The organism is Erythrobacter sp. NE805, from assembly GCF_046452355.1.
Classification (GTDB): domain Bacteria; phylum Pseudomonadota; class Alphaproteobacteria; order Sphingomonadales; family Sphingomonadaceae; genus Erythrobacter.
On record NZ_JBKFDI010000001.1, the window covers coordinates 1,131,422 to 1,151,641 of the forward strand.

27 protein-coding genes are annotated in these 20,220 nt (G+C 70.7%); 19 read left to right on the top strand and 8 right to left on the bottom strand.

The annotated features are described in order from the left end of the window. Positions 1 to 4: 4 nt before the first annotated feature. A complete protein-coding gene (locus ACLBKU_RS05210; protein ID WP_410178473.1) occupies positions 5 to 1,045 on the bottom strand; it encodes a quinone-dependent dihydroorotate dehydrogenase in 1,041 nt (346 codons plus the stop codon). Between the two features lie 347 nt (positions 1,046 to 1,392). On the opposite strand from ACLBKU_RS05210, the gene ACLBKU_RS05215 reads away from it, so the two are divergent. The 14 genes from ACLBKU_RS05215 (at position 1,393) to ACLBKU_RS05280 (ending at position 10,203) form a co-directional block, all read left to right on the top strand. Continuing rightward, entirely contained in the window at positions 1,393 to 2,238 is an 846-nt protein-coding gene (locus ACLBKU_RS05215) for a helix-turn-helix domain-containing protein (protein WP_410178474.1), read from the top strand. 97 nt (positions 2,239 to 2,335) lie between these two features. Further along, entirely contained in the window at positions 2,336 to 2,776 is a 441-nt protein-coding gene (locus tag ACLBKU_RS05220) for an SUF system Fe-S cluster assembly regulator (RefSeq protein WP_410178475.1), read from the top strand. After that, positions 2,773 to 4,254: a Fe-S cluster assembly protein SufB gene (gene sufB / locus ACLBKU_RS05225; protein ID WP_410178476.1), complete on the top strand. Its 1,482-nt coding sequence runs from the start codon at positions 2,773 to 2,775 to the stop codon at positions 4,252 to 4,254. Before ACLBKU_RS05220 ends, sufB begins: the two co-directional genes overlap by 4 nt. Next, positions 4,254 to 4,391 carry a hypothetical protein gene (locus ACLBKU_RS05230; RefSeq protein ID WP_410178477.1) on the top strand — a complete coding sequence of 46 codons (138 nt, stop codon included), beginning with the start codon at positions 4,254 to 4,256 and terminating at the stop codon, positions 4,389 to 4,391. Before sufB ends, ACLBKU_RS05230 begins: the two co-directional genes overlap by 1 nt. Next, positions 4,388 to 4,690 carry a hypothetical protein gene (locus ACLBKU_RS05235; RefSeq protein ID WP_410178478.1) on the top strand — a complete coding sequence of 101 codons (303 nt, stop codon included), beginning with the start codon at positions 4,388 to 4,390 and terminating at the stop codon, positions 4,688 to 4,690. The genes ACLBKU_RS05230 and ACLBKU_RS05235 overlap by 4 nt, the downstream gene beginning before the upstream one ends. Then, positions 4,690 to 5,253 (top strand): DUF559 domain-containing protein, encoded by a 564-nt coding sequence (locus tag ACLBKU_RS05240; protein ID WP_410178479.1) that lies wholly within the window; start codon positions 4,690 to 4,692, stop codon positions 5,251 to 5,253. Before ACLBKU_RS05235 ends, ACLBKU_RS05240 begins: the two co-directional genes overlap by 1 nt. Further along, complete coding sequence (locus ACLBKU_RS05245; protein ID WP_410178480.1) at positions 5,250 to 5,792, top strand: hypothetical protein; 543 nt, start codon at positions 5,250 to 5,252, stop codon at positions 5,790 to 5,792. The genes ACLBKU_RS05240 and ACLBKU_RS05245 overlap by 4 nt, the downstream gene beginning before the upstream one ends. Further along, the gene (sufC, locus tag ACLBKU_RS05250) at positions 5,792 to 6,535 is read left to right on the top strand and encodes a Fe-S cluster assembly ATPase SufC (protein ID WP_410178481.1); all 744 of its coding nucleotides are present in this window, start codon (positions 5,792 to 5,794) and stop codon (positions 6,533 to 6,535) included. The genes ACLBKU_RS05245 and sufC overlap by 1 nt, the downstream gene beginning before the upstream one ends. Then, positions 6,532 to 7,287 (top strand): SufD family Fe-S cluster assembly protein, encoded by a 756-nt coding sequence (locus ACLBKU_RS05255; protein ID WP_410178482.1) that lies wholly within the window; start codon positions 6,532 to 6,534, stop codon positions 7,285 to 7,287. The genes sufC and ACLBKU_RS05255 overlap by 4 nt, the downstream gene beginning before the upstream one ends. Further along, positions 7,284 to 8,510, top strand: a complete 1,227-nt coding sequence (locus ACLBKU_RS05260; RefSeq protein WP_410178483.1) for an aminotransferase class V-fold PLP-dependent enzyme — start codon at positions 7,284 to 7,286, stop codon at positions 8,508 to 8,510. The genes ACLBKU_RS05255 and ACLBKU_RS05260 overlap by 4 nt, the downstream gene beginning before the upstream one ends. Positions 8,511 to 8,515: 5 nt before the next feature. Further along, entirely contained in the window at positions 8,516 to 8,977 is a 462-nt protein-coding gene (locus ACLBKU_RS05265) for an SUF system Fe-S cluster assembly protein (RefSeq protein WP_410178484.1), read from the top strand. Then, positions 8,974 to 9,468: a GNAT family N-acetyltransferase gene (locus ACLBKU_RS05270; RefSeq protein ID WP_410178485.1), complete on the top strand. Its 495-nt coding sequence runs from the start codon at positions 8,974 to 8,976 to the stop codon at positions 9,466 to 9,468. The genes ACLBKU_RS05265 and ACLBKU_RS05270 overlap by 4 nt, the downstream gene beginning before the upstream one ends. Beyond that, entirely contained in the window at positions 9,465 to 9,830 is a 366-nt protein-coding gene (locus ACLBKU_RS05275) for a HesB/IscA family protein (RefSeq protein ID WP_410178486.1), read from the top strand. Before ACLBKU_RS05270 ends, ACLBKU_RS05275 begins: the two co-directional genes overlap by 4 nt. A 43-nt stretch (positions 9,831 to 9,873) precedes the next feature. Further along, on the top strand, positions 9,874 to 10,203 hold the full coding sequence (locus ACLBKU_RS05280; RefSeq protein ID WP_410178487.1) for a hypothetical protein: 330 nt from the start codon (positions 9,874 to 9,876) through the stop codon (positions 10,201 to 10,203). Between the two features lie 4 nt (positions 10,204 to 10,207). Here the strand turns inward: ACLBKU_RS05280 and ACLBKU_RS05285 are convergent, their stop codons facing one another. From ACLBKU_RS05285 to ACLBKU_RS05295, 3 genes are all read right to left on the bottom strand, one after another. Further along, positions 10,208 to 11,152, bottom strand: a complete 945-nt coding sequence (locus ACLBKU_RS05285) for a hypothetical protein (RefSeq protein ID WP_410178488.1) — start codon at positions 11,150 to 11,152, stop codon at positions 10,208 to 10,210. A gap of 63 nt (positions 11,153 to 11,215) precedes the next feature. Further along, complete coding sequence (locus tag ACLBKU_RS05290) at positions 11,216 to 11,641, bottom strand: hypothetical protein (protein WP_410178489.1); 426 nt, start codon at positions 11,639 to 11,641, stop codon at positions 11,216 to 11,218. Further along, positions 11,638 to 12,327: an EI24 domain-containing protein gene (locus tag ACLBKU_RS05295; protein ID WP_410178490.1), complete on the bottom strand. Its 690-nt coding sequence runs from the start codon at positions 12,325 to 12,327 to the stop codon at positions 11,638 to 11,640. Before ACLBKU_RS05295 ends, ACLBKU_RS05290 begins: the two co-directional genes overlap by 4 nt. A 127-nt stretch (positions 12,328 to 12,454) precedes the next feature. Between ACLBKU_RS05295 and ACLBKU_RS05300 the strand changes: the two genes are divergently transcribed. Beyond that, complete coding sequence (locus tag ACLBKU_RS05300; protein WP_410178491.1) at positions 12,455 to 13,456, top strand: adenosine kinase; 1,002 nt, start codon at positions 12,455 to 12,457, stop codon at positions 13,454 to 13,456. A gap of 192 nt (positions 13,457 to 13,648) precedes the next feature. On the opposite strand, the gene ACLBKU_RS05305 is transcribed toward ACLBKU_RS05300, so the two are convergent. Together ACLBKU_RS05305 and ACLBKU_RS05310 are read right to left on the bottom strand one after the other, a co-directional pair. Further along, positions 13,649 to 14,446 carry a hypothetical protein gene (locus tag ACLBKU_RS05305; RefSeq protein WP_410178492.1) on the bottom strand — a complete coding sequence of 266 codons (798 nt, stop codon included), beginning with the start codon at positions 14,444 to 14,446 and terminating at the stop codon, positions 13,649 to 13,651. Positions 14,447 to 14,558: 112 nt separating this feature from the next. After that, a complete protein-coding gene (locus ACLBKU_RS05310; RefSeq protein WP_410178493.1) occupies positions 14,559 to 14,936 on the bottom strand; it encodes a hypothetical protein in 378 nt (125 codons plus the stop codon). 121 nt (positions 14,937 to 15,057) lie between these two features. Between ACLBKU_RS05310 and ACLBKU_RS05315 the strand changes: the two genes are divergently transcribed. Next, positions 15,058 to 15,615: a phosphatase PAP2 family protein gene (locus ACLBKU_RS05315; RefSeq protein ID WP_410178494.1), complete on the top strand. Its 558-nt coding sequence runs from the start codon at positions 15,058 to 15,060 to the stop codon at positions 15,613 to 15,615. Here ACLBKU_RS05315 and purD read toward each other — a convergent pair. Then, on the bottom strand, positions 15,612 to 16,883 hold the full coding sequence (gene purD, locus ACLBKU_RS05320; protein WP_410178495.1) for a phosphoribosylamine--glycine ligase: 1,272 nt from the start codon (positions 16,881 to 16,883) through the stop codon (positions 15,612 to 15,614). The two genes, ACLBKU_RS05315 and purD, sit on opposite strands and share 4 nt — an antisense overlap. A gap of 140 nt (positions 16,884 to 17,023) precedes the next feature. Here purD and xseA point away from each other — a divergent pair, with 140 nt between their 5' ends. Genes xseA through ACLBKU_RS05335 form a run of 3 tightly spaced genes read left to right on the top strand, consistent with a single transcriptional unit; the run spans position 17,024 to position 19,719 of the window. Next, entirely contained in the window at positions 17,024 to 18,466 is a 1,443-nt protein-coding gene (xseA, locus tag ACLBKU_RS05325; protein ID WP_410178496.1) for an exodeoxyribonuclease VII large subunit, read from the top strand. A 24-nt stretch (positions 18,467 to 18,490) separates the two neighbouring features. Continuing rightward, positions 18,491 to 18,694: a DUF2093 domain-containing protein gene (locus ACLBKU_RS05330; RefSeq protein ID WP_410178497.1), complete on the top strand. Its 204-nt coding sequence runs from the start codon at positions 18,491 to 18,493 to the stop codon at positions 18,692 to 18,694. A gap of 56 nt (positions 18,695 to 18,750) precedes the next feature. Next, complete coding sequence (locus ACLBKU_RS05335) at positions 18,751 to 19,719, top strand: esterase-like activity of phytase family protein (protein WP_410178498.1); 969 nt, start codon at positions 18,751 to 18,753, stop codon at positions 19,717 to 19,719. A 179-nt stretch (positions 19,720 to 19,898) separates the two neighbouring features. On the opposite strand, the gene rpmB is transcribed toward ACLBKU_RS05335, so the two are convergent. Then, positions 19,899 to 20,186, bottom strand: a complete 288-nt coding sequence (gene rpmB / locus ACLBKU_RS05340; RefSeq protein WP_067407090.1) for a 50S ribosomal protein L28 — start codon at positions 20,184 to 20,186, stop codon at positions 19,899 to 19,901. Positions 20,187 to 20,220: the final 34 nt, after the last annotated feature.

Below are 20,220 nucleotides of genomic sequence, written 5' to 3' on the forward strand. Positions count from 1 at the left end.
GGTGCTATTCGCTTCCCACCGCTTCGGCAATGCTGGCGAACCCGTCCCGGCGCATCAGCGCCTCGAGCCCGCGCACGATCCGCGCGCCGAGACCGGGGCCCTCGTAGACCATCGCCGAGTAGAGCTGCACGAGGCTCGCCCCGGCGCGGATGCGCTCCCAGGCGTGCCCGGCGGTGGCGATGCCGCCGACCCCGACGAGCGGAAGCGCGCCGCCGGTCGCCTTGCGGAAGTCGCGCAGCCGCTGCGTCGCGAGCGCCCGCAGGGGCGCCCCCGACAGCCCGCCGGTCTCGCCCGCGTGGGCCGAGCGCAGCGCGGGCCGGGTGATCGTCGTGTTCGAGACCACCAGCGCGCCGAGCTTCCTCTCGATCGCAATGCGCGCGATCGCGTCGATGTCGGCGGGCTCGAGATCCGGGGCGACCTTGAGGAACACCGGCGGCGGCGCCGTTGGCACAGCCTCGTCGCGCGCGGCGATCACCGCCTCGATCAGCGCCGTCAGCGCGCCCTCGTCCTGGAGCGCGCGCAGGCCCGGGGTGTTGGGCGAGGAAACGTTGACGCACAGGTAGCCCGCATGGGTCGACACGAGGCGCGCCATGACCGCGTAATCGGCGATGCGGTCGGCGGAGTCCTTGTTGGCGCCGATGTTGACCCCGACGATCCCCGGCCGCCCGGCGCGCGCCCTGAGCCGCGCCAGCGCCGCTTCGGCGCCGCCATTGTTGAACCCCATGCGGTTGATCACCGCCCCGTCCTCGACCAGCCGGAACAGCCGCGGCTTCGGGTTGCCCGCCTGGGGAATTGGCGTGATCGAGCCGACCTCGGTGAAGCCGAAACCGAGACCGAGCAGCACATCGGGCACCTCGGCGTCCTTGTCGAACCCGGCCGCGACGCCGACCGGGTTGGGGAAGGCGAGCCCCGCCACCTCGACCGCGAGCGGTCCGGCGGGCGCCGGCGCGCGGCTCGGCAGCGCGGCGAGCGCGCGGAGGGCCAGCCGGTGGCCGGTTTCGGGGTCGAAGGCGAAGATCGCGGGGCGGACGAGGCGGAACAGCATGGCGACCCCGCGCCTAGGTCAGGCCGGGCCGCCTGTCGAGCGGTCGCGTCCCGCCCGGCCGGCCGCGCCCCGCCTGCACCCCCAGAAATGCCTTGTCGCTTGCATACAATCCTCATTGCCAATCAGCGGCTATGTCCCGGCTCGCGACCCGAAGGGCTCGGAGCAGGAATGCGAAGAGTTCCTCAACTTGCAGGGGCGACGCTCTCTCATGGGGCGTCGCCTTTTTTTCGCGCCCCCGCCCCTCGACAAGCCGCCCGGCCCTGCGCAAGATGGGCCTGCGCATCGTTGCGCCAGACCATGACAAGGGGGCCCCGCAAGGGGAAGTCGGGTTGGATTTCCAGGTACGCATGATCCCGCCACCGGCGTCGCTCGCCCGGTCGGTCCACACCTTCTACGTGATCGAGACCGGAGCCGCGCCGGTCGAGGAGACGGTCCCCGCCTACTCGGCGCAGCTCATCGTGATGGTGCGCGGCAGCGTCGCCTTCACCTTTGCCGACGGGCGGACCGGGTGCTCCTCGCGGGTGTTCGTCAACGCCCCGCAGCTGCGCAGCGCGAATTCGGTGCTGGAAGGCCCGGTGCTCCAGATCGGCGCCTCGCTCACCCACGCCGCGTGGCAGAGGCTCTCGAACCTTCCCGCCGACGTGGTGCACGACCGCCTGATCTCCGCCGAGGCGATCCTCGCGCCCGAACGGATCGCCGCGCTCGAGGCCGCGGCGGAGGCCTGTGATGCCGGGCGGATCGGACCCGAGGCGGTGTGCGCCGAGCTCGCCGCGACGATTGCCGCCGGGCCTTTCGACCTGCGCTCCGATCATGTCGAGGTGGTCGAGACGATCCTCGCCTGGCTCGCGAGCGGTTTCGATCCCGACATCCGCGCCCTCTACGAAGCCGTGAGAGTCTCGCCGCGCCAGGTGCAGCGCATCTGCCGCCGCTTCTTCGGCGTGCCGCCCGCACAGGTGCTCAAGCGCTTCCGCGCCCTGCGCGCCGCGATGGTGCTCGCGCAGCCGGGTCTCGGCGAAGCGCATCGCGACGCGCTGATGGCGACCTATTTCGACCAGGCGCACCTGATCCGCGACATCCGCCGCTACACCGGGCGCACCCCGACGCAGCTGCGCCAGCCCTCGGTGATGCGCGCGCTGCTCGATCCGGCGAGCCACGGCGATGCCGGCGCGCCGCTCATGGCCGCGGCGGGCTGAAGCGGCGGACTCCCGTTCCCTCGGCGGTTGTAAAAGCGCGACAAGGGCCCTAATTCTGAATTCGGAACGATTCTGTCTGAATAGCGAGCCGCCCGCAATGCGCCTGTCCAACCTTGCCGATTACGCGGTCATCACGATGTGCCAGGCGGCGTTGCATTGCGGCAATGGGCGCGTGAGCGCGGCCGAGCTGGCGAGCGAGACCGGGCTTCCGGTGCCGACCGTCCAGAAGCTCGTCTCGAAGCTCACCGCCGCCGGACTGCTGCGCTCGGTGCGGGGCGCGCATGGCGGGCTCCAGCTGGCGCGGCCGGCGGCGGCGATCACCGTGGCGGACATCGTCGAGGCGATCGAGGGGCGCATCGCGCTCACCTCCTGCGTCGATCATTCGGCGTGCGATTTCGAGGCCGGGTGCAGCATGAAGCCGCACTGGCCGATCATCAACGAGGCGCTGCGCGGCGCGCTGGCGGAGATCAGCCTCGCCCAGCTACGCGGGCCCCTCGCGCCGGCGCCGACGCAACTCGTCGAGGACCATCTGGCATGAGCGAAGACGTGGAAATCCAGGACCGCGAGGCGCGGGAGGCCGCTGCGAAGGTCGCCGACTACGAGCACGGCTGGTCCGCCGACATCGACACCGAGTTTGCCCCCAAAGGCCTCTCGGAGGACACGGTCCGCTTCATCAGCGCCAAGAAGAACGAGCCCGAATGGATGCTCGAATGGCGCCTCAAGGCCTTCCGCCTGTGGCAGACGATGGAGGAGCCCGACTGGGCGAAGATCGGCTATCCGCCGATCGACTATCAGGACGCCTATTACTACGCCGCGCCCAAGAAGAAGGCGACCATCGCCTCGCTCGACGAGCTCGATCCCGAGATCAAGGCCGTCTATGACAAGCTCGGCATCCCCGTGGCGGAGCAGGAAGTGCTCGCCGGGGTCGAGGGCGCGCGCAAGGTCGCGGTCGACGCGGTGTTCGATTCCGTGTCCGTCGCCACCACTTTCCGCGAGGAGCTGAAGCGCGCCGGCGTCATCTTCCTCTCGATCTCCGAGGCGATCCGCGAATATCCCGAGCTCGTGCAGAAGTGGCTGGGCCGGGTCGTGCCGGTGCGCGACAACTTCTTCGCGGCGCTGAACTGTGCGGTCTTCTCCGACGGCACCTTCGTCTACGTGCCCGAGGGCGTGCGCTGCCCGATGGAGCTCTCGACCTATTTCCGCATCAACGCAGAGAACACCGGCCAGTTCGAACGCACGCTGATCGTCGCCGACAAGGGGAGCTACGTCAGCTACCTCGAAGGCTGCACCGCCCCCATGCGCGACGAGAACCAGCTCCACGCCGCCGTGGTCGAGCTGGTCGCGCTCGACGATGCCGAGATCAAGTATTCGACCGTCCAGAACTGGTACCCCGGCAATGCCGAGGGCAAGGGCGGGATCTACAACTTCGTCACCAAGCGCGCGCTGTGCCAGGGGGACCGCTCGAAGGTGAGCTGGACGCAGGTCGAGACCGGCTCGGCGGTGACTTGGAAGTATCCGAGCTGCGTCCTCAACGGCGAGGACTCGGTGGGCGAGTTCTACTCGGTCGCGGTCACCAACAACTACCAGCAGGCCGACACCGGCACCAAGATGATCCACAACGGCAAGAACAGCCGCTCGACGATCATCTCCAAGGGCATCAGCGCGGGCAAGTCGAACAACACCTACCGGGGGCTGGTGCGCGTCGGGCCGACGGCGAGCGGCGTGCGCAACTTCACCCAGTGCGACAGCCTGCTGCTCGGCGATCAATGCGGCGCGCACACCGTGCCCTATATCGAGGTGAAGAACCCCAGCGCGCAGATCGAGCACGAGGCGACCACCTCCAAGATCAGCGACGAACAGCTGTTCTACGCGATGCAGCGCGGCCTCGGCGAAGAGGAAGCCGTGGCGCTGATCGTCAACGGCTTCGCCAAGGACGTGCTGAAAGAGCTGCCGATGGAGTTTGCCGTGGAGGCGCAGAAGCTGCTGGCGATTTCGCTCGAGGGGAGCGTGGGGTGATGCGCGCCGCCCTCACCTCGATCGTCACCCCGGCGAAAGCCGGGGTCCAGGGCGGCAAAGTGCTGCGCCCAGCGTCACTGGGTCCCGGCCTGCGCCGGGATGACGAAGTTGGTTTGCTTGAGGGGAGCGTCAAGTGAGCCTCGACGGAGCGACACTCGATGCTGCACATAAGCACTGCATCTCGCATCGAATCGAGGTGCTGGCGAGTGCCGTGTGCGGGTGCTTCTACTGCCGTTCTGTATTCCCGCCGAAAGCGGTGACCTACTGGCATGAAGAGACGAGTGGCGAAGCTGGCCGCGCACCCGATCCATTCACCGCCTTCTGTCCTACCTGCCACATCGACGCTGTCATCGGCGATGCCTCGGGTTATCCCGTCAGCGACCCGACCTTCTTGCGGGCAATGCATGCAAGGTGGTTCAAGAACGAGATCGAATAATGACCACCCGCAAAACCCTCGCCCTCAACCCCGAGGCTGCAACCGCCGAAGCCCCCGCGCTCAAGAAGAAGGGGCGCGGGTGGGAGATTTCGGAGAAGCGGCTCGATGCGCTGCACGAACAGGCGCGCGAGTTGCGGCGGCACTCCACCGAGGCGCACAAGGCGCTCGCGGCAAAGTTCGCCGCCGCGGACATGGGCCGCTACAATTTCAAGCGCCACGCCGTGGTCGGCAGCGCGATTGTCGATTTCAACTGCCACAACCTCGGCCTCGCATTGGCGATTGACGAGGAGGGGCAGAACGACACCCTCGCCAAGCGCCGCGACAAGAGCCTCGAGGCAGTCGGCATCCGGGTGATGCGGATCGCGGCGAAGGACATCCTCGATAACATCGACGATGTGCTCCAGCGCCTCACCCTCGCCATGCGCGAGCGGATCGCCGCCAAGAAGGAGGCCGCCCGCGCGCACAAGGCGGCGAACCCGAAGCAGACCTATTCGCGCCCCAAGCCGCGCCCGACCGACCGCAACGACAAGCCCCCCCAGAGCAACCGGAGCCGCAAGCCGTGATCCTCGCCACTCTCCTTTCCCCCCTCTTCGCGATGCAGGCCGCCGGCGAGTCCGCCGTCGCGATCAAGAACGACAACCCGGAGACCTGGAGCGTCGAGTATCCGCGCCTCATCCAGCCGATGGTCGCCGACTACCGCCGCTGCCTCGTCGTGACCGACCGGCGCATCTCCGGCAGGGCCGACCTCGAGCAGCAGCACGCCGCCGACATCACCCGCTGCGCCGCGCGCAAGGCGAAGGCGATCGCGGAATCGAACGAGATCCTCGCCGGCGCCAAGACCACGCTCACCCCCGCGCAGGTCGACACGCTGTTCGACAACATCGGCAAGATTCACGTCGCCCGCGGGCGCGATCTCGACCAGCAGTTCATCACCCGCGTCTCCGGGGCGCAGGCGGCGTCCGAGAGCTACGACGCCACCCGCCCCAAGGGCCTCGTGCTCGAACTGCGCGACGCAAGCGTGGTCAAGGCGCGCACCGACGCCGCCGCTGCTGCCGCGGGCGCCGCGACCGCAGCCGCCAAGAAGGACAAGGACGGCAAGTGATGCTGATCATCGACGACCTCCACGCCTCGGTCGGCGACCAGCCGATCCTGAAGGGCCTCACCCTCGCCGTCCCGGCGGGCGAGGTCCACGCGATCATGGGCCCCAACGGCGCGGGCAAGTCGACGCTCGCCAACGTGCTCGGCGGGAAGCCCGGCTACGAGGTGACCGGCGGCAGCGTCACCTTCCGGGGGCAGGACCTGCTGGCGCTGGAGCCGCACGAGCGCGCCGCGGCGGGGCTGTTCCTCGGCTTCCAGTACCCGGTCGAGATCCCCGGCGTCTCCAACGTCCAGTTCCTGCGCGAGGCGTTGAACGCGCAGCGCAAGGCGCGGGGGGAAGAACCACTCTCGGGCGGCGAGTTCCTGAAGCTCGCCAGGGACAAGGCCGCGCTGCTGCGCATGGACATGGAGATGCTCAAGCGGCAGGTGAACGTCGGCTTCTCGGGCGGCGAGAAGAAGCGCGCCGAGATGGTGCAGATGGGCATCCTCGACCCCGCCTTCGCGGTGCTCGACGAGACCGACAGCGGCCTTGACATCGACGCGCTGCGGATCGTGGGCAGCGGGATCAATGCGATCATGCGGAGTCCCGACAAGGCGGTGCTCCTCATCACCCACTATCAGCGCCTCCTCGACGTGGTCGCGCCCGACAAGGTGAGCATCCTCGCCGGCGGGCGCATCGTCGAAACCGGCGGCCCGGAGCTTGCCCTGCGGCTCGAGGCCGAGGGCTACGACGCGGTGACGGCGTGACGCTGGCAACCCTCCCGACACGCCGTCACGAGGCCTGGCGCTATGCCGACATGGACGGGCTGGCACGGCTTGGCGTTGCGGCGCTCGAGGGCTGGAAGGAGATCACCCTCGCGCCCGGCGAGACGCGGCGGCACGCGATGGCGGTGGGCTCCGATGCGCCCGAGCTGCACCGCATCCGCCTGACGCTCGGCGAGGGGGCGCGGGCGGATCTGTTCGTCACCAATGCGGGCGCGGATTACACCCGCGTCGAGGTCGAGGTGCGGCTCGCCAAGGGCGCGCACTTCGAATTCGGCGGCGTGACCATCGGCGGGGCGGGCGTGACGCGCGAATTCGTCACGCAGGTCATCCATGCCGAGCCCGAGGCGACCTCCAACCAGACCATCCGCGCGGTCCACTGGGGCGGGGGGACGGGCAACTTCCTCGGCGAGATCAAGGTCGCGCGCCACGCGCAGAAGACCGATGCGGCGCAGGACTTCAAGGGCCTGCTGCTCGAGGCGGGGGCGAGCGCCAATGCCGTCCCGCAGCTCGAGATCTTCGCCGACGACGTGAAGTGCGCCCACGGCGCCACCGTCGGCGCGCTCGACGAGGGGGCGCGCTTCTACATGATGGCGCGCGGGGTCGATCCCGCCACCGCGCAGCGCCTGCTGGTGCAGGCCTTCATCGGCGACGCCTTCGTCGCGCTCGAGGACGAGGTCGAGCGCGAGGCGCTGCTCGATGCGGCTTTGGCGGTGCTGGAGGGGGCCAAGCTGTGACTGCCGCCGTAACCCTCGAACGCGATCTGCGCGCCGACTTCCCCGGCCTGGTCACGCATGACGGCAAGCCGTGGCACTACCTCGACACCGCCGCGACCGCGCAGAAGCCGCGGGCGGTGATCGACGCGATGGCGCGCGCGCTCGGCGAGGATTACGCGACCGTCCACCGCGGGGTCTACACCCGCTCGGCAGAAATGACGCTCGCCTACGAGGCGGCGCGGCGCACGGTCGCACGCTTCATCGGCGGGCACGAGGACGAGCTGGTCTTCACCCGCGGCGCGACCGAGGCGATCAACCTTGTTGCGCAGACCTGGGGCCGCGCAAACCTCAAATCCGGCGACCGCATCCTGCTCTCGCAGGCCGAGCACCATTCGAACATCGTGCCGTGGCAGATAGTGGCGCAAGAAGTGGGCGCGGAGATCGACGTCTGCCCGCTGACCGACGACCACCGGATCGACTTGGATGCCGCAGAGGCGATGCTGACCGAGCGTCACAAGCTGGTCGCGCTGGGCCATGTCTCGAACGTCACCGGCGCGCTGCTCGATGCGCCCCGCGCCGCAGCCCTCGCCCACAAGGTCGGCGCAAAGCTGCTGCTCGACGGGTGCCAGTCGGCGCCGCATATGGGCGTCGATGTCGCTGCGCTGGCCTGCGACTTCTACGTCTTCTCCGCGCACAAGCTCTACGGGCCGACCGGGATCGGGGCGCTGTGGGCGAGGAAGGACATCCTCGCCGAGATGCCCCCCTACCAGGGCGGCGGGGCGATGATCGACCGCGTGACCTTCGCGGGCACGACCTACGCGTCCGGCCCGCAGCGCTTCGAGGCCGGCACCCCGGCGATCACCGAGGCGGTCGCCTTCGCCGCAGCCGCCAACTACGTCGCCGCCATCGGACCCGAGCGCATCCACGCGCACGAGCAGGCGCTCGTCGCGCGGCTGCGCCGCGAGCTGAGGGCGATGAACGACGTGACCTTGTTCGGCCCCGAGGACAGCGCCGGGATCGTCAGCTTCGCGATCGACGACATCCACCCGCACGATCTCGGCACGATCCTCGACGAGGCGAGTGTCGCGATCCGCGCCGGGCACCACTGCGCCCAGCCGCTGATGGATTACCTCGGCGTTCCCGCCACCGCGCGCGCCAGCTTCGGGCTCTATTCGACCGAGGCCGATGTCGACGCGCTGCTCGCCGGGATCGCCCGCACCCGCAGGATTTTTGGAAGAGGATGAGAGCGATGGACAGCGCCTCGCAGCCCGACATGACCGCCGACAAGCCGCCCCGCGCACGGGTCCAGGACGCCATCGACACCGACGAGGCGGCACCCCGCCAGCGCGATTACCTCGACGGCTTTCTCGCCGCCAAGCCGCCCGCCGAGGCCGTCGGCGGGGCGGGGAGCGACCTCCAGGCCGCGGTGATCGAGGCGCTGAGGGAGATCTACGATCCCGAGATCCCGGTCAACATCTACGACCTCGGCCTGATCTACGGCGTCGAGGTCGACGACAATGCCGATGCGACCGTCACCATGACGCTCACCACCCCGCACTGCCCGGTCGCCGAATCGATGCCGGGCGAGGTGGAGCTGCGCGTCTCCAGCGTTCCGGGGATTCGGGACGCCGAGGTGAACCTCGTCTGGGACCCGCCGTGGGGCCCGCACAAGATGAGCGACGAGGCGCGGCTCGAGCTGGGGATGCTGTGAGCCTCGCGCCCACCCTCGCGATTGCGCTGGCGGACTACCGCGACCCGCGTGATGCGGCGGACGTGGTGGTGCTGCTCGATGCCTATGCCCGCGACCCGATGGGCGGGGGCGCGCCGCTCGCCGAGGAGGTGAAGATGCGGCTGCCGGGCGATCTCGCGGCGAACCCGCAGGCCTTCGCGCTCATCGCCCGGCTCGAGGACGAGGCGGTCGGTCTTGCCAACTGCTTCATGGGCTATTCGACCTTCGCCGCCGCGCCGCTGGTCAATATCCACGATCTCGCGGTGCTGCCCGAGACGCGCGGGCGCGGGGTCGGCAAGGCGCTCCTCCAGGCGGTCGAGGTCGAGGCCTTGAAGCGCGGGGCCTGCAAGATCACATTGGAGGTGCTGAGCGGCAACCCGGCGCGGCATCTGTATGCCGCGTGCGGGTTCGGCGATTACCAGCTCGATCCGCAAGCCGGGCACGCGCTGTTCTGGCAGAAGAGGCTGACATGACCGAAACGACCACCACCGCCCGCCCCGCTCCCAAGGCCGCCGTCACCCTGACGCCGTCGGCCGAGGCGCGCATCGCCGAGCTGATGAGCAAGGCCCCGGAGGACGCGATCGGGGTCAAGCTCTCGACCCCGCGACGCGGCTGCTCGGGGCTCGCCTATTCGGTCGACTACGTCACCACCGAGGCGAAATTCGACGAGAAGATCCCCACCCCCGGCGGCACCTTCTACATCGACGGCGCCTCGGTGCTCTACCTCGTCGGCAGCGTCATGGACTGGCGCGAGGACGACTTCACCGCCGGCTTCGTCTTCGAGAACCCCAACGCCAAGGGCGCCTGCGGCTGCGGCGAGAGCTTCATGGTGTGAGCTTGCCCTCGCCTTTGCTGTATTGGTGTGCTAAGACACCTGAATGGCAAAGCGCGGCAAGCAGCTTCCTCCCGAGCGGATTGCAGAGCTGAAAGCTCAGCGCGCTCGGGAGTTGCAGGGGATCATTGACCGACTGACAGGTGAGCTCGAGCAACTCGAGGCCAAGCTGGCGGCGGCCGGCGACCAGAACGAGCGCATCATGCTCAAGGCCGAAATCGTTCACTTCACTTTGGCACTGAAGCAGATCAGTCGCGGGACAGGCCCTCCGCGCCGAAAACCGCCCGAGGCCGGCCTTGCCGTCCCCGCCGTTCCGCCGCGCGGACCCCTGCCCAAGCAAGGCGGAACTGCCGCGGAACTCGAGGTCGACAGCTAGACGGTCAGTCCTCTTCGGCGAGCCGGGCGAGCAGCTTGCGGTCGAGCGCGTCGACCTCGCCGTTGGCGTCGATCATCCGGTCGAGCCATTCCTTCTCGAAGTCGTCGATCGCCTCGCCCTTCGCCGCGAGCGCCGCGAAGTCGGTGCCTTCGGGCTTCTTCCTGCCGAACACCTTGCCGAAGTGGTTGGCGACCCGCGGCACCTCGCGCAGCGCGCGGCCCATGAAGCGGCCGACGTTCGCCTCGTTGTCGGCGACGAAGGCCTCGAGCTCGCGGCGGCGTTCGTGGCTGAGCTGGGCGTGGGGGAGCATGAAGCCCTTGAGATAGTTCGCCACCCCGTCGACGAAGAGGTCGTCCCACTCCACCGCGTTCTCCTCGGCGAGGGTCGCGTCCTTGAGGCGGAACAGCATCTCGGCGTCCTGGCGGGTGACCGCGGCCGGGCCGTGGCCGCCGCTCGCGAAGATCGTGCGGCGGATGAGGCGGCATTCGGCCGAGGTTATGTGGGTCGCGGAAAGCGCGCCGCCGCAGCGGGTCGGTCCGGTCCCGCTCAGCACCGCGCGCTCGACCTCGCCGAGGACGTAGTTCTTGAGCCGGTCGGGGGTGTTCTCGGCGCGCTCGAGGATACGCACCAGCGCCTCGAGCTCGGCCATGCTCTCGACCTCGCCGTCGCTGTCGACCTGCTCGATCAGCCAGGCGGCCTCCTCCTCGGAGCATTGCAGGCGCGGCTCGGTGCCGTTGAGCACGAATTCGCCGATCGCCTCGACGAAGAAGTCGACCCACTCGTTGCTGCGGGTGCGGAGCGCGCTGTTGAGCGCGAACAGCGCTTCGGCCTCGCCGCGGGTGATGATCCCGTCGCCCCAGCCCTCGCGGCGCAGCGCCAGCAGGCCCTCGGCGGTGATCTGCCCGTCCGCGGCGGCGGCCTCGGCGATGGCGATGAATTGCGTGGTCATGCGGCGTCGGTTCCCTTTCCAACCTCGGGAGCGAGCCATCGCATGAGCAGACTTAAGGCGGCGTTACCTTTCCTCGACCTCGCGGATGCAGGCGCCGGGATCGGCGGGCGCCCCGCCCTGCCGCAGCCGCGCCTCGACATGGGTCGCGGTCGGCGCCGCCCCGGCGGCGAGGGGGTAGAGGTAGATGTCGAGCACGCACGCCTTGCCCGCGAACTGGAGCTTGTGCGCGTCGCCCTCGGCAAGGTCGATGCGCGGGGTGCCGAAGCGCCGGGTGAGCGCCGCGGCGGGCGATCCGATCACCCCGCCGAGGCCCTGCGCCGCCATCACCTCGGGCGCGGAGCGGGCGGCGGGGGCGACGCGCCGCTCGCCGCCGATCGAGGGGCGCGGCGCGGCGGCGCTCGCCAGCGTGCGCGGCTTGGCGCCCCCGCCCCCGCAGCCGGCGAGCGCCGCCGCGAGCAGCGCCAGAGCCGCCATTCCCCCGAACCTCATGCCCTCTGTCGTCCCTCCTCCAGCCGGCGCAGCACCAGCTGCGTGCCCGCGCCTGCGCCGATAAGCGGTGCGGCGAGGTTCGCCAAGGGCACCAGCATCAGCCCGGCGATCGCCGTCCCCAGCAGGATGCGCTCAAGTCCCGGCACCGGGTTCGCCCCCTCCGCCCCCTCGCAATGCCGCAGCCACGCCATGTCGGTGAGCTCGCGACCGAGCAGCACCGCGTTGACCGCGAGCAGCACCAGCGCCGGGCCGATCGCGGTGAAGGCGAGCAGGCCGGCGACCGGCAGCGCCAGCAGGTTGTAGCCCACCGCGCGCATCAGCCCCCGCACCGCGTTCACAAGGTCGCGGCGGAACGGCAGCGGCCGCGCGCGCGACGCCAGCGCCGGGTAGTGCCGCGCCTCGACCGCGGCGACCACGTCGTCGGCGAAGAACTGGAGCACCGCGAGCGCGACCACCCGGAACAGCAGCCACGCGGCGAGCGGGACCAGCACCACCGCCGCGAGGCCCGCCCAGCCCTGCGCGACCCCGGCCCGCTCGGCCGCCTCGGCGAGCGCCGCGTAGAGCCCCGCCCCGATCCCCGCGAAGATCAGCAGCGTCACCGCGATGCTCTTCGCCGCGACCGCGAGGACTGCGCGGTCGCCGAGCTGGCGGCAGGCCATGACGAGCGCGGCGAGGACGGCGGACATGGCGCCAGCGATGCCCCGGCCCCCGCGCCCAAGTCAACGCGCGCGCCCGCCTCCCTCAACAGCACGCTTGGCGCGGCGGGCGAAGGCGGCTAGGCGCCCCGCAACATTCGCAACCAAGGAACCGCCCGTGCCCGAAGCCACCGAGCCCCGCTACGACGTGATCGCCATCGGCAATGCCGTGGTCGACGTGATCGCCTCCTGCCCGGAGGAGCTGATCGAGGAGCTCCAATTGAACCGCGGCGGGATGACGCTGATCGACGAGGCGCGCGCCGACGAGCTCTACGAGGCGATGCCCCCGGCGCGTGAGGTCTCGGGCGGCTCGGCGGCGAACACGCTCGCGGGGCTGGCGACGCTCGGCCTGCAATGCGCCTTCATCGGGCAGGTCTCCGACGACCAGCTCGGCAAGGTGTTCCGCCACGACATGCGCGCGACCGGCATCGACTTCGACACCCCGGGCCGCGACGGCGAGCCCGCCACGGGCCGGGTGCTGATCTTCGTGACGCCCGACGGCGAGCGCACCATGAACACCTTCCTCGGCGCCGGGCAGTTCCTCCCCGCCGCCGCGCTCGACGAGGCGCTGATCGCGAGCGGGGCGATCCTCTATCTCGAAGGCTACCTCTGGGACCCCGAGGAACCGCGTCGCGCCATGCGCCGCGCCATCGAGGTGGCCCGCAAGGCCGGGCGCAAGATCGCCTTCACCGCTTCCGAAAGCTTCGTGATCGAGCGCCACGGCGACGACTTCCGGGCGATGATCGAGGAGGGCATCATCGACATCCTGTTCGTCAACGAGACCGAGCTCGCCACGCTGACCGGCGAGAGCGACTTCGAAGCGGGCCTCGCCGCGATCGCGGGCAAGGTCCCGGTGCTGGTCGCGACCCGGTCGGAGAAGGGCGCGGTCGCGATCGCCCACGGCGAGCGGGCGGAGGTCGCCGCGGTGCCGGTCGAGAAGGTCGTCGACACCACCGGCGCAGGCGACCAGTTCGCGGCGGGCTTCCTGTCGGGCTATGCCAAGGGCGAGCCGCTCGCGGTGTGCCTGAAGCGCGGCGCGATCTGTGCTGCGGAGGTGATCTCGCACTACGGCCCGCGCCCCGAGGCCGACATGCAAGCGCTGGTCGCGGCGAAGCTGTAAGCGGACAAAGCGGACACCCTGTCCGCTTGGGCATCGTCGCAAAAACCGCTATCCTTCAGGCGCTTGTGGCCCCTGCGCGCGAGCGGACGGACACGGGGCGGCGGCGGCGAAGCGTCGCGCCGGGCTGCTGGGGGCTGACAATGCGAAAGAGCGGCGCGCCAGTCCTGCCGCCTTCCGCCCGCGTAGGAAAGCCTAGGCCCGCGCCGGGGCAGACAGGCGCTTCGGGCGCAGCTTGCCGGCCTGCCACCCGGCCCACGCCGTCGCCGCCCCGGCCGCGACGCCGATCACCATCATGTTGACCGGCGGGATCGTCGCATAGACGCCAAAGGCCGTCCGCACCGCCGGGATCGAGGGCGCGAACCACATGGCGGCCGCCTGCAACAGCATGAAGCCCGTCGCGACCAGCCACGGGGCGCCATACTTCCGGTTCATCGCAAAGAGGGTGAGCGCGAAGAGGCAGGCGAGGATGTCGCTGAGCGCGATCGTGTCGAGGATCGCCTGCGGGAAGGGGCTGCCGATCACGTTCATCCACGGCAGGTATTCGCCCATCACCCGGCTGAACGGGCTCTCGAACAGGATCAGCGGGGTCGCGAGCATATAGCCTGCATGGAGCCGCACGTTCCGGCGGTTCCTGAGCGCGAGGTAGAACAGCGTGAGATAGGCGGCGATGGCGATGCCCATGCCGATCCCGAACGCCGGGCCGAGCCTGTCCGCGAAAGGATCGTCGCCGCGCGCGAAGTTCGCCGCGGTGACGTTGATGATCATCACGAAGCCGAGGATCAGGAAAGGGAACAGCACGAAGCTCGCCCGCCCCATCTGGCTGTGCAGCGCATGGGCGCGGCGCTGGATGGTGAGGTGCTGGCCGATCAGCAGCGCGAGCCAGGTCATCGCCGAGATCGCGTGCACGTGGAAGGCGAGCGGCACCGGCCGCTCGGCGCCGAAATAGCTCGCCCAGAAGCCCGCCATGATGACGAGCAGCACGAAACCCACGAAATAAGGCGCGTGACGATACGGCATCGAGGCCCCCCTGTTGCCCTGACTTCCCCGCTGCGCGATCTATCACGTTCGCGCGCGCCGTCAAAGCCGCCGGGGGGCGGGGGCGCTAGCGGTCGGGCACGTAGCCCGCGTCGCGCAGGGTCACCATGTAGGCCGCGATCTGGTCGATCTGCGGGCGGGTGAGAGTGAAATCCATGTCCTCGGGGTAGTTGTGCGCCTCGGCCAGCCAGTCGGCGAGCGAGCGCTCCGACAGCCCCGGCCGGTTGGCGATCGCTGCGAAGCTCGGCGAGCGCGGGTTGGGAGAGAGGAACGGCGGCTCGACCGCGTGGCACCCGCCGCAGGCCGCCTCGACGAAGGCCGGCGCGCGGGCGTCGGGCGAGCGCGCGGTGGGCTTGCCGAGCATCGGCGGCGGGTTGTCGGGCGCCGGGGTCTGGCAGGCGGCGAGCCCGAACAGGGCGGAGAGCAGGAGGAGGCGCTGGGTCATGTCGCCCTTGTCTCCCGCGGGCGCGCGGCTTTCCTTGACCACGATCAAATTCGCGCGGCACCAAAGTCGCCGTGGGGCGTTTCGTGCGGGAGCCGAAGTGCAACGCGGAGACTGCCCCATCATGCCGACCACCCGCTTCGCTGTCCTGTTCGCCGCGCCCCTGCTGATCGCGAGCCAGCCGGCCTCGGCCTCGTCGCAGGACGACTGGGCGAGAGCGAGCGACATCGGCGTCGGCGGGCTGCTGCTGTGGTCGATCGGCGTGCCGCTCGCCGAGGGGGACAGCAAGGGCGCGCTTCAGGCCGGGGCCGCGGACGTCGCGGGCTTCGCCGCCGCCCAGGCGCTCAAGGAGGCCTTCCCCGAAACCCGCCCCGACCGCAGCGGCAACGACAGCTTCCCCTCCGGCCATACCGCCACCGCCTTTGCCGCGGCGACCAGCATCCTCGAACGGCGCGGGCCAGGCGAGGGCGTGCCCGCTCTGGCGCTGGCGGGTGTCGTCGGCCTCGCCCGTGTCGAGGCGGACAAGCACTACTGGTACGATGTCGTTGCGGGCGCGGCGATCGGCGCGGGTGCGGGCCTGCTGCTCACTCACCCCAAGGCGGACGGCAAGGGTCGCATGGCCGTGCTCGTGCCCTGGGGCGACGCGCACAGCATCGGCGTCAACGTCGCGGCGCGCTTCTAGCCGCGCTCGCGCGCCACTTCCCGCCAGCCGATGTCGCGGCGGCAGAAGCCGGTGGGGAAGTCAATCGCATCGACCGCCGCGTAGGCCTTCGCCTGCGCCTCGGTGACGCTCGCACCGGTCGCGGTGACGGCGAGCACCCGGCCCCCGTTCGCCACCAGCGCGCCGTCCTTCCGCGCGGTGCCGGCGTGGAAGATCTTCGCGCCCTGCGCCCCGGCCGACCCGAGGTCGATCGCGCCGCCCTTCTCGGGCGCGCCGGGGTAGCCCTTCGCCGCCATCACCACGGTGAGCGCGGTCTCGTCGCGCAGCGCGGGCGCGACTCCCGCCAGCTCTCCTTGCGCGCAGGCGAGCATGATCTGCGCGAGGTCGCTCTCGAGCCGCATCATCAGCACCTGGCACTCGGGGTCGCCGAAGCGGGCGTTGTATTCGATCAGCTTGGGGCCCTCCGGCGTGAGCATCAGCCCGGCGAAGAGGACGCCCGAATAGGGCGTGCCGTCCTCGCGCAGGGTGCGCACGGTCGGCGCGATGATCTCGGCCATGACCCGCGCCTCGAGCTCCGGCGTCAGCACCGGAGCCGGGGAATAGGCGCCCATCCCGCCGGTGTTGGGGCCGACATCGCCCTCACCGACGCGCTTGTGGTCCTGCGCGGAACCGAAGGGAACCACGCGCTCGCCGTCGGTGAGGGCGAAGAAGCTGACCTCCTCGCCCTCCATGAACTCCTCGATCACCACTTCGGCCCCCGCCGCCCCGAAGGCCCCGCCGAACATCTCGGCGAGCGCGGCCTCGGCCTCGGCGAGGCTCGCGGCGATCACCACGCCCTTGCCCGCCGCGAGCCCGTCGGCCTTGAGCACGTAGGGCGCGGCGAAGCGGGCGAGCGCGGCGCGGGCCTCGGCGAGGCTCGCGGTGCGCACGTAACCCGCGGTGGGGATGCCGGCGCGGGCGCACAGGTCCTTGGTGAAGCCCTTGGAGCCTTCGAGCTGCGCGGCGGCCTGCGAGGGGCCGAACACCGGCACGCCCGCCGCCCGCAGCGAATCCGACAGTCCGTCGACCAGCGGCGCCTCGGGGCCGATCACCACGAGGCCGATGCCCTCCGCGCGGCAGAAGGCGATCACCGCCGCGTGGTCCGTCACGTCGAGCGCGACCAGCTCGGCCTCCTCGGCGATGCCCGGATTGCCGGGGGCGGCGAAGAGGCGGGTCACGCTGGGCGCCTGCCGCAGCTGCCACGCCAGAGCGTGTTCGCGGCCTCCCGAACCGAGGAGAAGAACGTACATCGGCGAACCTCGCACAAGAAAGGCAGAACGGCGCTTCGACAAGCTCGGCGCGAACGGGTATCGAGGGAGGCCCTTACCCGTTCGCCCTGAGCCTGTCGAAGGGTGGTCCTGTTTTGGACACAGCTGAGCGTCGTGCGCAAATGTCAGACCTGATCGCGAATCCCAAGCCCGGCGACAACGCCCAGCCGCTCACTGTCAGCGAGCTCTCCGGCCTGCTCAAGCGCACGGTCGAGGACCGCTTCGGTTTCGTGCGGCTGCGCGGCGAGCTCTCGGGGGTGAAGCGCGCCGCCTCGGGCCACCTCTATTGCTGCCTCAAGGACGAGGGCGCGGTGATCGACGGGGTGATGTGGAAGGGCGGGGCGCAGCGCCTAGCCTTCCGCCCGGAGGACGGGCTCGAGGTGATCGCCACCGGCAAGCTCACCACCTATCCGGGGCGCTCGAAGTACCAGGTGGTGATCGACAGCCTCGAGCTTGCCGGCGAGGGCGCGCTGCTGGCGCTGCTCGAGAAGACCCGCGCGCGGCTCGCTGCCGAGGGGCTGTTCGATGCCGGACGCAAGCGCCGCCTGCCGTTCCTGCCGCGGGTGATCGGCGTCGTCACCTCGCCGACCGGCGCGGTGATCCGCGACATCCTCCACCGCCTCGCCGACCGCTTCCCGAGCCACGTGATCGTCTGGCCGGTGCTGGTCCAGGGCCATGGCGCCGCCGAGCAGGTCGCCGCCGCCGTGCGCGGCTTCTCGGGCCTCGCCCCCGGCGATCCCGTCCCGCGCCCCGACGTGGTGATCGTCGCGCGCGGAGGCGGCTCGATCGAGGACCTGTGGAGCTTCAACGAGGAGGTGGTGGTCCGCGCCATCGCCGAGTGCCCGATCCCGGTCATCAGCGCCGTCGGGCACGAGACCGACACCACCCTCGCCGACTACGCCGCCGACCGCCGCGCGCCGACGCCCACTGCCGCCGCGGAGATGGCGGTGCCGGTGCGGATCGACCTCCTCGCGACCCTCGCCGACCTCGGCAACCGCAAGCGCCGCGCGGTGTGGCGGCCGCTCGAACTCGGGCGCGAGCGGCTCGCGGCGCGGGCGCGGATGCTGCCCCGGCCCGAGGCGCTGCTGCAACCGCAGGCGCAGCGGCTCGACGACCTCGCCGAGCGCCTGCGCCGCGCGCTCGGCGACCGCTCCGCCAAGGGGCGCGAGCGGCTCGCCGGGGTCGCGGCGCGGCTCTCGCCGAGCCTGCTCTCGCGGACCGCGGCCGAGGCGCAGCGCCGGCTCGACCGCGCGCGGCTTGCGCCCGCCCTGATCGAGCGCCCGCTGCGCCACGGCCACGACCGCCTCGCCGCGCTCGCCCGGGTGATGAGCCAGCTCCACCCGGAAAAGCCGCTCGAGCGCGGCTATGCGATCATCCGCGACGGCTCGGGCAAGGCGCTGACCACCCGCGCCGAAGCCGCAGGCGAGGCGCTCCTCCACGTGCAGTTCCGCGACGGCGCGCTGAGCGCGGTCCCCGCGAGCAGCGCGCCCCCTCCTCCGCCCCCGCCGGCCCCGCGCCGCCGCCCGGCCGCGCCGCCCGCGGCCCAAGATGATTTGTTCGGTTAGCCGCGCTCTGCTATTGCGCACCCCATGCTGATGACTCCCTCCGACAAGGCCGCCAAGCTCTACTACGGCCCCTCCAGCTTCCGCGTGCTGCGCCCCGGGAGCCACGTGCTCTGCGCCGTCACCGGCGAGGCGATCCCCTTGCAGGAACTGCGCTACTGGAGCGCCGAGCGGCAGGAGGCCTATGCCTCGCCCGCAATCGCGACGCGCCGCCTGCTCGGGCTCGACTGACCGCCTTCCCTTTTGCGGTTGACCGCCCGCGCGCAAGGCCCGATGGGCGCGCGCGGATGCGGCGCCTCCTTCTTCTTGCCCTGGTCGTGGTCGGGCTCGCCCCCGGCACCTTCCTGCGCACCCTCACGGACGCGCGCGGCGCCGCGGCGGTGGTCACGATCACCCCGCGTCCCGAACGCGCGGGCGTCTCCGGGGAGCTCGCCCTCACCGGCGTGTGGGAGCTCAGGTCCGCCCAGGCCCATTTCGGCGGGTTCTCGACGCTCGCCCACGGGGCGGGGCAGGCCCTCGTCGCCGGGAGCGACCGCAGCTTCCTGCTCGACATCGACCTCGCCGGCGGCATCCCGCGCGCGGTGCCGGGCAGCTTCCGCTGGGTCGGGATCAGCACCCGCGGCCGCAAGGAATTCGTCGATCTCGAGAGCCTCGCGCGCGATCCCGCGAGCGGCACGCTGTGGGCGGGCTTCGAGGCGCAGAACCTGATCGTCCGCTACGCTCCCGACGGGCGCCGCACCATCGCCGCGCCGCCGGCGATGGCCGAGTGGGGCCGGAACAGCGGCGCGGAGACGATGGAGCGGCTCGCCGACGGGCGCTTCCTGGTGATCGCCGAGGGGGTGGTGGCAGGCAGCGACTGGTTCCACGAGGCGCTGCTCTTCCCGGGCGATCCGGTGGCGGGCGCGGCCCCGGCGCGGAGCACCTTCAAGGCGCCGCCGGGCTACGACCCGGTCGACGCCGCGCAGCTCCCCGACGGGCGCGTGCTGATCCTGCTGCGCGCGGTCCGCTACCGCCTCCCCGCCGAGTTCGACACGATGATCGCGATCGCCGATCCGCGCGAGATGCGCCCCGGCAAGGTGTGGGAGGCGCGGATCGTCGAGCGGCTGAACGGGGGGATCTTCGCCGACAATTTCGAGGGGATCACCTTCGTCCCCTCAGCCCAGGACCCCGCGAAGGGGAGCATCTGGCTGGTCGTCGACGACAATTTCTCGGTCTTCCAGCGCAGCCTGCTGGTGAGGTTTGATTCGCCGCGCTGACGCGCGGATAGACCTCCCGCCCCGCCTCCCCACCCGGCCACCAATAGTACCACTATGTTATGGTGGCCGGGTGGGGAGGCGGGGCGGGGGGTCTGCCCACCGAAGGTGGCCGAGAACGAAAAAGCGCCCGGAAATCCGGACGCTTGATCGGTTCGCCGATGCCCCGGAGGGCAGCGGGATCAGGCCGCGGCCTGGGCCTTGACCAGCTCGCGCTTCACCTTCAGCGCGTTGGCCGAGAGCTTGTCGTCGCTGGTCTTGAGCAACCAGTTGTCGAGCCCGCCATTGTGCTCGACCGAGCGCAGCCCGTGGGTCGAGACCCGGAACTTGAAGCTGCGTTCGAGCTTCTCGCTCATCAGCGTCACGTTCTGGAGGTTGGGCAGGAAGACCCGCTTGGTCTTGTTGTTGGCGTGGCTCACATTGTGGCCGACCTGGCGGCCCTTGCCGGTGAGTTCGCAGATGCGCGACATGGTGTGTCTCTTCTCGTGAAAAACGGGTCTTGGC